Source organism: Schaalia turicensis, from assembly GCF_019380255.1.
Lineage (GTDB): Bacteria > Actinomycetota > Actinomycetes > Actinomycetales > Actinomycetaceae > Pauljensenia > Pauljensenia turicensis_A.
Genome location: NZ_CP048928.1, coordinates 503,808 through 517,921, shown reverse-complemented (window position 1 = coordinate 517,921; position 14,114 = coordinate 503,808). Strand labels below are relative to the sequence as shown.

Annotated in this window: 6 protein-coding genes and 3 rRNA genes; 2 read left to right on the top strand and 7 right to left on the bottom strand. The window is 56.4% G+C overall.

Annotated features, from left to right (window positions below):
• Positions 1–48: 48 nt before the first annotated feature.
• The 3 genes from ilvC to G5S47_RS02190 are packed head-to-tail and all read right to left on the bottom strand — an operon-like array spanning position 49 to position 3,334.
• Complete coding sequence (gene ilvC, locus G5S47_RS02200; protein ID WP_179370540.1) at positions 49–1,074, bottom strand: ketol-acid reductoisomerase; 1,026 nt, start codon at positions 1,072–1,074, stop codon at positions 49–51.
• A gap of 2 nt (positions 1,075–1,076) precedes the next feature.
• Positions 1,077–1,589: an acetolactate synthase small subunit gene (gene ilvN, locus G5S47_RS02195; RefSeq protein ID WP_006681797.1), complete on the bottom strand. Its 513-nt coding sequence runs from the start codon at positions 1,587–1,589 to the stop codon at positions 1,077–1,079.
• Between the two features lie 5 nt (positions 1,590–1,594).
• The gene (locus tag G5S47_RS02190; protein WP_373273796.1) at positions 1,595–3,334 is read right to left on the bottom strand and encodes an acetolactate synthase large subunit; all 1,740 of its coding nucleotides are present in this window, start codon (positions 3,332–3,334) and stop codon (positions 1,595–1,597) included.
• Between the two features lie 407 nt (positions 3,335–3,741).
• On the opposite strand from G5S47_RS02190, the gene G5S47_RS02185 reads away from it, so the two are divergent.
• Both G5S47_RS02185 and G5S47_RS02180 read left to right on the top strand, forming a co-directional pair.
• Complete coding sequence (locus G5S47_RS02185) at positions 3,742–5,337, top strand: aspartate:alanine exchanger family transporter (protein WP_219585722.1); 1,596 nt, start codon at positions 3,742–3,744, stop codon at positions 5,335–5,337.
• A gap of 612 nt (positions 5,338–5,949) precedes the next feature.
• A complete protein-coding gene (locus G5S47_RS02180) occupies positions 5,950–6,708 on the top strand; it encodes a hypothetical protein (RefSeq protein ID WP_040318693.1) in 759 nt (252 codons plus the stop codon).
• 77 nt (positions 6,709–6,785) lie between these two features.
• Here G5S47_RS02180 and G5S47_RS02175 read toward each other — a convergent pair whose 3' ends face one another.
• The 4 genes from G5S47_RS02175 to G5S47_RS02160 all read right to left on the bottom strand — a co-directional run bounded on the left by G5S47_RS02175 (position 6,786) and on the right by G5S47_RS02160 (position 13,724).
• Positions 6,786–8,315 carry a threonine/serine exporter family protein gene (locus tag G5S47_RS02175; RefSeq protein WP_006681801.1) on the bottom strand — a complete coding sequence of 510 codons (1,530 nt, stop codon included), beginning with the start codon at positions 8,313–8,315 and terminating at the stop codon, positions 6,786–6,788.
• Between the two features lie 184 nt (positions 8,316–8,499).
• A 5S ribosomal RNA gene (gene rrf / locus G5S47_RS02170) occupies positions 8,500–8,616 on the bottom strand.
• Positions 8,617–8,725: 109 nt separating this feature from the next.
• Positions 8,726–11,846 (bottom strand): 23S ribosomal RNA (locus G5S47_RS02165).
• A gap of 335 nt (positions 11,847–12,181) precedes the next feature.
• A 16S ribosomal RNA gene (locus tag G5S47_RS02160) occupies positions 12,182–13,724 on the bottom strand.
• Together the 16S, 23S and 5S rRNA genes form the textbook arrangement of a ribosomal RNA operon.
• Positions 13,725–14,114: the final 390 nt, after the last annotated feature.

Sequence of the window (14,114 nt, the reverse complement as noted above, 5' to 3'; positions counted from 1 at the left end):
ACACCCGTATGTGCTCGTGTACGTCTAGCGACGTAGCGTCACTGGGATTCAGCGAGCTGCGGAACCATCGGTGTAGTCGGCGTCTGCCGAGGTCCAGCCGAAGGCCTTGCGGAGCTTCTGGCCGGTCTTTTCGATCGGGTGCGCTTCATTTTCTGCACGCAGCGCCTTGAATTCGAGGCCACCGTTGTCCTGGTCGGCGATGAAGCGCTTAGCAAAGGTGCCGTCTTGGATGTCGGCAAGGACCTCCTTCATGGCTTCCTTGACCTGCGGGCCGATGACGCGCGGGCCGGAGACGTAGTCGCCGTACTCTGCGGTGTCGGAGCAGGACCAACGCTGCTTGGTCAGGCCACCCTCGTTGATCAGGTCAACGATGAGCTTCAGTTCGTGGCAGACCTCGAAGTAGGCCATTTCGGGCTTGTAGCCAGCTTCGGTCAGGGTTTCGAAGCCATACTGGATAAGCTTGGAAACGCCACCGCAGAGGACTGCCTGCTCGCCGAAGAGGTCGGTTTCGGTTTCTTCAGTGAAGGTGGTCTCAATGACGCCTGCGCGGGTGCCACCGATTGCCTTGGCGTAGGACAGTGCGAGTGCGAGCGCCTGGCCGGATGCGTCCTGCTCGACACAGACGAGGGCCGGAACACCCTTACCTTCGAGGAACTGGCGACGAACGGTGTGTCCCGGGCCCTTCGGGGCGACCATGCAGATGTCGTGGCCGGCTTCGGGGGTAATGTAGCCGTAGCGGATATTGAAGCCGTGCGAGAAGAACAGTGCGGCGTCGTCCTTGAGGTTCTTGGCGATCTGCTCTGCGTAGACGAAACGCTGGACCTGGTCCGGAACCAGGATCATCACAACGTCGCCTTCGGCCACAGCTTCGGAAACGTCCTTGACAGTCAGGCCAGCGGATTCAGCCTTGTCCCATGAGGAAGAGCCCGGACGCAGACCAACAACCACGTCGACGCCGGAATCCTTGAGGTTGAGCGCGTGGGCGTGACCCTGCGAGCCGTAGCCAATGATGGCAACCTTCTTGGACTGGATGATCGACAGATCTGCACCGTCGTCGTAGATGATCTCAGTCATTGTCATTTCTCCTTCAATTGATCCGTGATCGAGCGTGATCCGCGGCCGATCGCCACAGCGCCCGACTGGACGATTTCTGTCACACCGTACTGCTCAAGGGAGCGGACAAGTGCTTCGAGTTTAGATAGTGAGCCAATAGATTCGATGACGACCGTTTCCGTCTGCACGTCGACGACGTGAGCACGGAAGAGGTCGACGACCTGCAGGACGCCGGTGCGACGCTTTTCGTCGGCGCGCACTTTGATCAGGAGGAGGCGACGTTCCACGGAGTCTTCCGGTTCAAGCTCCACAACCTTGAGCACGTTCACCAGCTTGTTCAGCTGCTTGGTGACCTGTTCGAAGGGTTGGTCTTCTGCTTTGACGATGATCGTCATGCGGGAGATTTCGGGATGCTCAGTTTCACCCACGGTAAGCGAGGTGATGTTAAATGCGCGACGCGCGAACAGTGCCGAGACGCGGGTCAGGACACCGGGCTTGTTTTCAACAAGCACGCTCAGAGTATGTGTTTGTGCCATGATTTTCAGTCCTCCACATCCCAGTCGGGTGCCATACCCTTGGCATAGCGGATTTCATCGTTCGACACACCTGCTGCGACCATCGGCCACACCATGGAGTCCTTCGAGACTCTAAAGTCGATCAGGACAGGGCGGTCGTTGATGGACATGGCCCATTCGATAGCCTCGTCGACTTCGTCGATAGAACGGACGGTGCGCGCTGCCATACCGTAGGCGGTGGCGAGCATTTCAAAGTTCGGGATCTGCTCTCCGTCAATGGGGTTGAGCGTTGTGTTGGAGTAGCGCTTGTCGTAGAACAGCGACTGCCACTGACGCACCATGCCGAGCACGGAATTGTTGATCAGGCAGACCTTGATCGGAATGTTGTTCACCGTGCAGGTGGCCAGTTCCTGATTGGTCATCTGGAACGAACCGTCACCGTCGATTGCCCACACAACGTTGTTCGGCTTGCCGACCTGGGCGCCCATGGCGGCGGGGATGCTAAAGCCCATGGTGCCCAGACCAGACGAGGATATGAAGTGCCTCGGCTTGTCGGACTGGATGAACTGAGCCGACCACATCTGGTGCTGGCCAACGCCGGTCACGTAGATAGCATCGGGGCCTGCGATCTTGGACAGTCGCGACAGGACTTCCTGCGGGGCCATCATGCCGTCTTCAGTCTTCGTCCACCCCATCGGGTAGCGGTCCTTCAGACGGTTGAGGTAACGCCACCATCCGGAGATGTCCTCGCCCTGGTCCTTCTTCTTCATCGCGACGATTTCGTCAACGAGCATCGGAAGCGCGTCGGCGAGGTTACCGACGATCGGAATGTCCGCGAATCGGTTCTTCGAGATCTCAGCGGGATCAATGTCGATGTGCACGATCTTCGCACGAGGCGCGAAAGAATCGAGGTTGCCGGTCACGCGGTCATCGAAGCGAGCACCGAGTGTGACGATCAGGTCGGAGCGTTGCAGAGCACCGACGGCTGCCACGGTTCCGTGCATACCAGGCATACCCAAGGTGTGTGAATCAGAATCTGGGAATGCACCACGTGCGGTCAAAGTAGTGACGACCGGAGCGTCGGTTGCCTCAACCAGTCGAGCAAGATCATCGGTTGCACCCGAACGGATCATGCCACCGCCGACGTACAGCACCGGGGCTTGCGCTTGAAGGATTGCCTCTGCAGCCTGGCGCACTTGGCGCTTGTGAGGCTTGGCAGCTTCTTTGTAACCGGGCAGGTCCATGGCGGGTGGCCAAGAGAAGTTCATCTGGGCAGTCTGCGCGGACTTCGTGACATCAACGAGGACCGGGCCGGGACGACCAGTCGACGCAATCTCGAAGGCTTCAGCCAGTCGAGATGGAATCTCTGTAGCGTCGGTGACAAGGAACGCATGCTTCGTCAGTGGCATCGAGGCGCCAACAATATCGGCTTCTTGGAATGCATCGGTGCCAATCAGGGAGGCACCCACCTGACCTGAAATCACGACCATGGGGACGGAGTCCATGTTTGCGTCGGCCAGCGCTGTCAGGGTGTTTGTTGCACCCGGGCCGGATGTGACAATCGCACAACCGACCTTGCCGGTAGCAAGAGCGTAGCCTTCAGCGGCGTGGCCTGCACCCTGTTCGTGACGAACAAGAATGTGATTGAGCTTTGAGCTCATCAACGGATCATAAGTAGGAAGAATTGCGCCACCGGGCATGCCGAACACGTCGGTCACGCCGAGAGCTTCAAGGGAAGCAATAATCGCTTGCGCCCCGGTCATCATCTGCGTGGGAGCAGTGTCTTTCACCGCTGGGTCCTCTCTATGTGTGGGTGGATCTCAACAAAAAATCCCCAGCCGCGTCATAGCGATGGGGATTAGGCGTGCGATCCATCCGTTTTCACGCGGCAGGATTCGCACGCCCGGGTACGATGACCAGGACGGAAATACCAACCGAGAGAATGTTGAACACGGGTAAACCGTATGCCCACTAGGGCCTCGCCCCGCCTTTTATCTCACACTGCGGAATCTGAATCTCATCGCCTTTGTCGTTTCATTTGCATACGTGACACAAACGATAGGTTTTCGGCGCTTTATCCGTCACAGATAGGACGATGAACTAATTACCTTTGCGGACAAACCTGCAATAATGGGCGTGATTACTCCGTCAACACAACATTGGAGTCGTAACTGTGGAAACAGTATTCGCTCTGCTGGCTGAGCAGCCAGTTCTCTTCCTCTTCCTGCTCATTGGCATCGGTATGGCGTTTGGCCATATCAAGGTCAAGGGCATCGGTCTCGGTGCTGCGGCCGTTCTGTTCTTCGCCATTATTTTGGCGGCGTGGGCACAGGCATACGGCATCGAGCTTCGCGTGACCCCGCAACTGGGAACGCTCGGCCTGACCCTCTTTACCTTCGCTATCGGTATCAACTCCGGCGCGTCCTTCTTCCATAACTTGAAGACCGCTGTCGGCCCGATCTTGACCGTCGTTGTGCTCTACGTCGTCGCGGCCGGCGTTGGCCTTGGCGTTGGTAAGGCCCTCGGCATGGATATCGCACTGATCTCGGGTACGTTCGCTGGCGCGGTCACGAACACCCCCGCTCTTGCAGCCGCCGGCGAAGCCTCAGGTCAGTTGGACCGCGCAACTGTCGGCTACTCGATTGCCTACCTGTTCGGTGTGATCGGTATGCTCGTAGCTTCTGCCGCAGCGCTCTCCTACGGCAAGAACGACCGCGATACTCCTTCCCCGCTGGCGAACCGCACAATCCGCGTTGAGCGCGACGATCACCCGTTCGTTGGCGACATTTACGAGAAGCTCGGGTCGAAGGTCACATTCTCGCGTCTGCGTCGTGGTGAGACCGGCCCGATCACCCGCCCGTCGATGTCTGACACTCTGGACCCGGGTGACTTGGTGACCGTCATAGGTCCTCGTGAATTGGTTGCTCGCGCAGCAACTGAGCTGGGTCACGCTTCTTCACACTCCCTTATGCAAGACCGCACTTACCTTGACTTCCGTCGCATGACGGTTTCCGATCCGAAGGTTGCCGGTCGCGCGGTTGCTGACCTAGAGATGGCGAAGCACTTCTCCGCAACGATCTCCCGTGTGCGTCGCGGTGACGTTGACATGGTTGCCGAGCCGGGCTTAATCCTTCAGCAGGGTGACCGTGTTCGCGTTGTTGCTCCTACCTCCAAGATGGAAGCCATCACGAAGTTCTTCGGCGACTCGGCTCGTGGCCTTTCGGATCTGAACCCGATCGCGCTGGGTCTCGGTATGGCGCTCGGTATCGCGATCGGTGAACTCCCGATCCTGACCCCGTCCGGTGAATACTTCTCGATCGGTTCGGCAGCAGGCACCCTGATCGTTGGCTTGGTCTTCGGTCGTCTGGGTCGTATCGGACCGCTGGTCACTGCTCTGCCCTTCACCGCTTGCCAGGTTCTTTCTGAGTTCGGCCTGTTGGTCTTCCTCGCACAGGCTGGCGCCAACGCTGGTGGACAGATTGCGAACGCCTTCACCTCGGGTGACTGGATCAAGATCTTCATCCTGGGCTTCGTCATCACAACGATCCTCGCAGTTGGCACCTACGTCATCATGCGTTGGATCTTCAAGATGGGTGGCACGCAGCTGTCCGGTTTCCTCGGCGGTCTGCAGACCCAGCCTGCTGTTCTGGCATTCGCCAACGGCCGCACAAACTCGGATCCACGCGTTGCCCTTGGTTACGCTCTGATCTACCCGGTCGCAATGGTCGGCAAGATCTTCGTAGCCCAGATCCTCGGCGGACTTAGCTGATCCTTTCACCTTCCGCTGCTCTCTCAATGACGAGGCCGGGCGGGCACCACGTGCGTGGTGCCCGCCCGCTTCTTTATCTTTATCTTTAATTCGACGAGATGAACGCCAGCATGCTTGCCTTACGCTTTCAAACCCCTTTGGATGCTCCCCTCTCTTAGAATGGTGACGCCCCATCATTGTTTGCTCGAGGAGCGTTCCATGAGTTTGCGTTTCAATCCACCACCTAACTGGCCGAAACCGCCTGACGGTTTTACTCCCGGGCCGGGGTGGAGCCCCGATCCTTCGTGGAGTTCTGCACCGGCGGGCTGGCAACTGTGGGTCGATGACGGTATTGCTTCACCTTCGAGTATTCCAGGGAATGATCCTTCGTCACCGAGCGCCTTCTCGTCCGACGCATCTGTGTCCTCGGCTTCAGCTGGAGCCTCGTCCCCCTACGCGCCAGGCGGAAGTGGGCGCACGACCACCGCGAGCCCACCCCATAGTGCTAGGCAGAATGCTCCTCTACCCCAGACACGGACACCCGCTGCCGCCAACCAACCATGGGCGACGCCACCAGCTGCTGGTTCGCCAACGGACGCTGGGAACCCGTATACGCAGTTCGCGCGGGGAAGCATGCCCTCCTATGCGCAGGCGAACGCTCAGAGGAAGTCATCAACGAACCGAACCGTCGGGATTGTCCTCGGCTCCGTCGTTGGAATCTTCTTTATCACCATCGCCCTGGCAGTGATCGGAATCCTGAACCCGGACGACGAAGAGGATCCGACGGCCTGGCGTGGATCTGATCCAGGCTGGCCCACCTCGGCCTTCTCAGAGACACCAAACGAAGTCAAAATGAAGGACGGGTCATCACTTGCCGATTCGCTTCCGTCCGGCACAACTACAGAAAAGTTCGGTTTCAGCGCAAAAAGCCCCGCTGACCCGCAACTCCATTATTTGACTATGTACGACAGTGAGGTGGATTCCTCGGGTCTTCCCGTCACTTCAATCAACGTCGAACTCGGTGCAGTTGACTGGAATGCAGGGCCGGCAATCCTTGCTGAGCTGACGGAGGAAGGTATCGAGAGCCTTTATACGGAACCTGATGCAGGCGAAGTCTGGATTCGTGTTCCCGTCACCATCACCTACCACGGTGAAGACACGTTCAATTCCTTCGATCTTGATCTGACATACTCCAATGACGATTCCTTCGCTTTTGCCGAATATTCCTACACTGACAGCGATTTCTCTATCATTGATATGCCGGGCGACGGCCAAACAGCAACCGGATACTTCAATTTCATGATTGATGAAGAGAACGCAACTGCGCAGCAGGGCATATTTGAGGTCTCAGCCTTCTACACAACTCCATCGCTGTTTATGTCAGCGAAATAAGACGGTGTCCTGACAGAGGTGTGGGGGTCTCAGGCAGTGCCTGAGACCCCCACACCTATGAAAAGTCGGACGCTACGTTACTCGCTCAATTCTTGGTTTGAGGATGTATCATCTGGTGTTCTTGCTTCGGCAAGCGACTGCTCACTCAGAGCCTCTTCACCGCCAGCAGCTCCAACTGTTTCATGTACTTGGGCAGAAGTGTGGTCATTGGCCACCGTGTCAGCGCTGTCTGTAGGGCTGAACGAATCTGGGAGGACCTCGTCCAGGAGAGGCACAACGGGCGCCGATTCCGTGAGCCAGTTCTTATCCGTCAGCATTCGCGCCACAGCAAGACCCATGCCGATACCCACGATCGTGAAAATAACGGTGAATAGCGACTGGAGGGCTTCGAGCATCTGGCCGTTGTTCAAGTAGGTGAGCGAACGGTAAAGCGGAACACCTGGGATCATGATGACCACCGCCGGGACAGATAACGTCACTCGAGAGAACCGCGTGCGCTCCGCTGCAAACGTTGCAAGGAGGCCTGCAGCAAGGGCTGCAAGACCGACAGCTGCGGGCGTCTGAACATCAAGCTCGTCAACCAGAGCAAGACGCCCAACGTTGATAAAAGCACCAATCAATGCCGCCGTTCCCGCTACTCGCGTTGGCGAGTTAAACAGGACAGCAAAGCCAAACGCCGCGACAAAGCTCGTGATAAACCGCAGAGTATAGAGCAACCAGGGGGTGAGGATGTAGCTGTATTCGGGAGTGACAGACCAGTGGAAGACTGTTGACACTACCCAGGTGGCGACGCCCGCAGACAACAAGAGCATGAAGACGTACGTCAGACGACCTAGACCGCCTTGGAAATCGTGTCGGACCAGGTCAATAATGCCCGTCACTAGCGGGAAGCCAGGGACTAGGAACAGCATTGCTGAAATAAAACCAGCTTGGTGCGTAGGCTCAAGGCCAAGGAAGTGCTGTGCAGGGGCAACGAGAAGGATGTAGATGAGCGCCGCGACTGCACCACAACTCATCCACACACCGAAGTGGTTCATGTGACGGTGGAGCATCTGACGCCGAAGCGCCTGGCCAAAGAATGCTGCGACTGCAACAGCTGAGCATTCAACCCAGCCGCCACTGTTCAGGAATGAGAAGGCAGCACAGGCAAGTCCAGATGCTGCAGCGTTCGGAAACCAGTCATACAGTGGCTTCACCCGTTCGATTTCGTCAAGCGCTTTTTCAGCGTCTTCAACCAGAACTGCCTTGCCTTTAATAGAAGCGACGTAGTTGTTAAGCCTGTCGATACGGTCGGCATTGACGCCCATTTGGCGTTGTTCAGCAAGACCAGTACGGAAGGTGCCGTTCGCATATGCGGTGGCGATGATCTCCGTGTAGGTGACTTGCGCGTGATGCTCTGCGATACCTACTGCTTTGGCAAGCGTTGTCATTGAGTTTTTTACGCGATATGCACTGGCACCGCTTGCCAGGAACATCTGACCGAGTCGCAACACCACGCGTGACTGGTGGGCAAGACGATCATGGGCGGCCGAACGGTAAGCCTGAATGCCCTCGGGGGCACCTTCGATAATGTAGCCCGATGACACTTGATTGGTCGTTTCACTCATAGAACAAGCATTCCACCCTAATGAATCAAAGAAGGCGGTCTATCGTCACAGACGGCTTGTAGCGTCGGACACGTTGCCGACTGTTGTGCCGGCAATTGGCTGGCACCGTCTGAGATTGCCAGCAAACACAAGTGAGGCCGTGAAAGCCCTTTTGGGTTTTCACGGCCTCAGTGTTGAAGTGTTGTTGCGGCGGTGTCCTACTCTCCCACACTCTGTCGGGTGCAGTACCATTGGCGTTTGTGGGCTTAGCTTCCGGGTTCGGAATGTTTCCGGGCGTTTCCCCACTACTATGACCACCGCAAAAATGGTCACTCGCTTGTGTTGTCCACTCCCCCTTGCTGGGGGTGTGGGTTGAGTGTGATTCGTATAGTGGTTGTAAGCAGTCTTACTTTTTGTTGCCTTTTTGTGGTTTCGTGTAGTGTCGGCCAATTAGTACCAGTCGGCTCGCGAGCACATTGCTGTGCTTCCACCTCTGGCCTATCAACCCGCTAGTCTGGCGGGGGCCTTCACACCATTACTGGTGTTGGAAACCTCATCTTGGAGCAGGCTTCCCGCTTAGATGCTTTCAGCGGTTATCCCTTCCGAACGTAGCCAACCAGCCGTGCACCTGGCGGTACAACTGGCACACCAGAGGTTCGTCCATCCCGGTCCTCTCGTACTAGGGACGGGCCTCCGCAAGTTTCCTACGCGCACAGAGGATAGGGACCGAACTGTCTCACGACGTTCTGAACCCAGCTCGCGTACCGCTTTAATGGGCGAACAGCCCAACCCTTGGGACCAACTCCAGCCCCAGGATGCGACGAGCCGACATCGAGGTGCCAAACCATGCCGTCGATATGGACTCTTGGGCAAGATCAGCCTGTTATCCCCGGGGTACCTTTTATCCGTTGAGCGACCACGCACCCACGTGCCATGGCCGGATCACTAGTTCCTGCTTTCGCACCTGCTCGACCCGTCGGTCTCACAGTCAAGCTCCCTTGTACACTTGCACTCGCCACCTGATTACCAACCAGGCTGAGGGAACCTTTGAGCGCCTCCGTTACTTTTTGGGAGGCAACCGCCCCAGTTAAACTACCCACCAGGCACTGTCCCCAACCCGGATTACGGGCCGAGGTTAGATGACCGCGTGAACCAGAATGGTATTTCAACGACGACTCGACAAGAGCTGGCGCCCCTGCTTCACAGTCTCCCACCTATCCTACACAAGTCCAAGCGAACACCAATACCAAGCTATAGTAAAGGTCCCGGGGTCTTTCCGTCCTTCTGCGCGTAACGAGCATCTTTACTCGTAGTGCAATTTCACCGAGTTCATGGTCGAGACAGCGGAGAAGTCGTTACGCCATTCGTGCAGGTCGGAACTTACCCGACAAGGAATTTCGCTACCTTAGGATGGTTATAGTTACCACCGCCGTTTACTGGGGCTTAAATTCAAGCCTTCACCACCCGAGGGTGGTTGAGCCTTCCTCTTAACCTTCCAGCACCGGGCAGGCGTCAGTGCGTATACATCGTCTTACGACTTCGCACGCACCTGTGTTTTTGATAAACAGTCGCTTCTCCCTATTCTCTGCGACCCCACAACGCACACACCCAGAAAAAGGGGGGACGTCACAGGGTCCTCCTTATCCCGAAGTTACGGAGGAATTTTGCCGAGTTCCTTAACCATGATTCACTCGAACGCCTCGGTATACTCTACCTGACCACCTGAGTCGGTTTAGGGTACGGGCGCGTCATGCCCTCACGTCGAGGCTTTTCTTGACAGCTTAGGATCACCACCAGACACCCCAAAAGGGCACCCCCATCAGTCCTCACCCTACATGCCTACCGGATTTACCTAGCAGACGGGCCACAACCTTAGACACACACAACCATCGGTGCGCGGCAGCTACCTTCCTGTGTCACCCCTGTTAACACGCTTACCTACAACAATCAGGATCCCACAACACCCAAGCTGATCAAACCCGAAGGAATGAACAGTCCAGATGCGGGTGGTTAGCATAAAAGCTTCAGTATTTGGCGGTCACAACGCGGTACCAGAATATCAACTGGTTGTCCATCGACTACGCCTGTCGGCCTCGCCTTAGGACCCGACTAACCCAGGGCGGATAAACCTAGCCCTGGAACCCTTAGTCAATCGGCGGACGGGATTCTCACCCGCCATTCGTTACTCATGCCTGCATTCTCACTCCCACACGCTCCACCAACCGTTCCCAGCAGGCTTCACCGCACGCAGGACGCTCCCCTACCCACCCACACAACCTTAGGCAGGTCCCCTGCCCAGGCTCTTTCATGTGTGAGTGCCACAGCTTCGGCGGTACGCTTAAGCCCCGCTACATTGTCGGCGCGAAACCACTTGACCAGTGAGCTATTACGCACTCTTTCAAGGATGGCTGCTTCTAAGCCAACCTCCTGGTTGTCACCGCGATCTCACATCCTTTCCCACTTAGCGCACACTTAGGGGCCTTAGCTGATGATCTGGGCTGTTTCCCTCTCGACTACGAAGCTTATCCCCCGCAGTCTCACTGCCATGCTCAACCTAATGGCATTCGGAGTTTGGCTGACGTCAGTAACCCATAGGGCCCATCGGCCATCCAGTAGCTCTACCTCCACCAGGCAACACACAACGCTGCACCTAAATGCATTTCGGGGAGAACCAGCTATCACGGAGTTTGATTGGCCTTTCACCCCTACCCACAGCTCATCCCCCAGGTTTTCAACCCTGGTGGGTTCGGTCCTCCACACAGTCTTACCTCTGCTTCAACCTGGCCATGGGTAGATCACCCCGCTTCGGGTCCAGAACACGCGACAGGCGCCATATTTCAGACTCGCTTTCGCTACGCATACCCCACACGGGTTAAGCACGCCACGTATCACTGACTCGCAGGCTCATTCTTCAAAAGGCACGCCATCACCCCACAAGGCTCTGACGGCTTAAAGGCACACGGTTTCAGGTACTATTTCACTCCCCTCCCGGGGTACTTTTCACCATTCCCTCACGGTACTATGCACTATCGGTCATCAAGAAGTATTTAGGCTTACCAGGTGGTCCTGGCAGATTCACACGAGATTTCACGAGTCCCGCACTACTCGGGCACCTATCCCACCTACGCATGCAACAGTCCATCTACACGACTATCACGCACTCCGGTCCGCTATCCCACACGGTTCAACTACCATCACACACGCAAGCCCCTCCCCGGCAGAGAAGAGACGAACAAGCCCCACAACACCGCACACGCAACCCCCGCCGAGTATCACACGCACACGGTTTAGCCTCCTCCGCTTTCGCTCGCCACTACTCACGGAATATCTTTTCCTACGGGTACTAAGATGTTTCACTTCCCCGCGTTCCCCCCACCACCCTATACACGTTCAGATGATGGTAACCAAGCACAACCCTGGTTAGGTTCCCCCATTCGGACACCCTCGGATCAAAGCTCGCTCGCCAACTCCCCGAGGCATATCGCAGGCCGCAACGTCCTTCATCAGCTCTTGATGCCAAGGCATCCACCGAATGCCCAACAAAACTAAACAAAACCACACAACAAGAAAATAAAGATGCTCACAACCACTATACAAATCACAAACAACCCACCACACACACCACCACCCCCCAAACACCCCACAAACACAGGGCGCAACAAAAAAGAGAGGCGGCAACATGCGAGCCAAAACGCTCAAACGGTGTTGAACGTGAACCCGACAGCGTGTCTGCTTCCATGGAGCTTGCACCCCTGTTTTCCACTAAAAAACACCCACGCACCCACACCCACCAAGAAAAACCCTCGGTGAACAAATGCGAGCACAAGAAACACACACCACACACACTCACGTGCCATGATGCGCATCCCCAAAAACGGGCTCCCTAGAAAGGAGGTGATCCAGCCGCACCTTCCGGTACGGCTACCTTGTTACGACTTCGTCCCAATCGCCAATCCCACCTTCGACCACTCCCCCCGGAAAACCGGTTAGGCCATGAGCTTCGGGTGTTACCAACTTTCGTGACGTGACGGGCGGTGTGTACAAGGCCCGAGAACGTATTCACCGCAGCGTTGCTGATCTGCGATTACTAGCGACTCCACCTTCATGGGGTCGAGTTGCAGACCCCAATCCGAACTGAGACTGGCTTTAAGTGATTCGCTCCACCTTACGATATCGCAACACTCTGTACCAACCATTGTAGCATGCGTGAAGCCCAAGACATAAGGGGCATGATGATTTGACGTCATCCCCACCTTCCTCCGAGTTAACCCCGGCAGTCCCCCACGAGTCCCCACCATAACGTGCTGGCAACATAGGGCAAGGGTTGCGCTCGTTGCGGGACTTAACCCAACATCTCACGACACGAGCTGACGACAACCATGCACCACCTGCACACCCCCAACCAAATGCCACCACATCTCTGCAGCGTCAGGGTGCATGTCAAGCCTTGGTAAGGTTCTTCGCGTTGCATCGAATTAATCCGCATGCTCCGCCGCTTGTGCGGGCCCCCGTCAATTCCTTTGAGTTTTAGCCTTGCGACCGTACTCCCCAGGCGGGGCACTTAAAGCGTTAGCTACGGCGCAGAAACCACGGGTGGCCCCCACACCTAGTGCCCAACGTTTACAGCGTGGACTACCAGGGTATCTAATCCTGTTCGCTCCCCACGCTTTCGCTCCTCAGCGTCAGTAACGGCCCAGAGACCCGCCTTCGCCACCGGTGTTCCTCCTGATATCTGCGCATTCCACCGCTACACCAGGAATTCCAGTCTCCCCTACCGCACTCAAGTCAACCCGTACCCACCGCACGCCCCCAGTTAAGCCAGAGGATTTCACGGCAGACGCGGCCAACCGCCTACAAGCCCTTTACGCCCAATAATTCCGGACAACGCTCGCGCCCTACGTATTACCGCGGCTGCTGGCACGTAGTTAGCCGGCGCTTCTTTACCCACTACCCTCACCACAACCCAAAGCTGCGGCTTGACCATGAGCGAAAAAGGTTTACAACCCGAAGGCCTTCATCCCTCACGCGGCGTCGCTGCATCAGGCTTGCGCCCATTGTGCAAAATTCCCCACTGCTGCCTCCCGTAGGAGTCTGGGCCGTATCTCAGTCCCAATGTGACCGGTCACCCTCTCAGGCCGGTTACCCGTCAAAGCCTTGGTAGGCCATCACCCCACCAACAAGCTGATAGGCCGCGAGCCCATCCCCCACCAGAAAAAACCTTTCCACCCACCAACATGCGCCAATGAGTGAATATCCAGTATTAGCAGCCGTTTCCGACCGTTATCCCAAAGAAGAGGGCAGGTTACTCACGTGTTACTCACCCGTTCGCCACTAATCCACCCCAACAAAGCTGGAGCATCATCGTTCGACTTGCATGTGTTAAGCACGCCGCCAGCGTTCGTCCTGAGCCAGGATCAAACTCTCCGAACAAAAACATATCCAGAAAAAACCAACCACCAAAACGCGGCCAGCCAATCCCAACAATAAAAACAAACTCAAAAACAAAAAACAGGCATAAAAACAAACACACTATCGAGTTCACAAACAACACCCACACACCCCAAAACAGCCACAAAAAACCGCAACCATCAAAAACAGGGAGGAAGCAACCACGCCACAATCACAAACCCAAAACCACAAACAGGCCCAAAAGCTTGCAACCACTCGGCGCAACAACAGAAACAATACCCACCCCCCACCACACCGTCAAATCAGCCGTCGCTTCAATCCGAGCGACACCACACCGCGAAAAATCCCTAAATTTCAACGAATACAGGCCAGCACCAGCATCAAAACACTAAAATGTGACCTGCGTTTGTT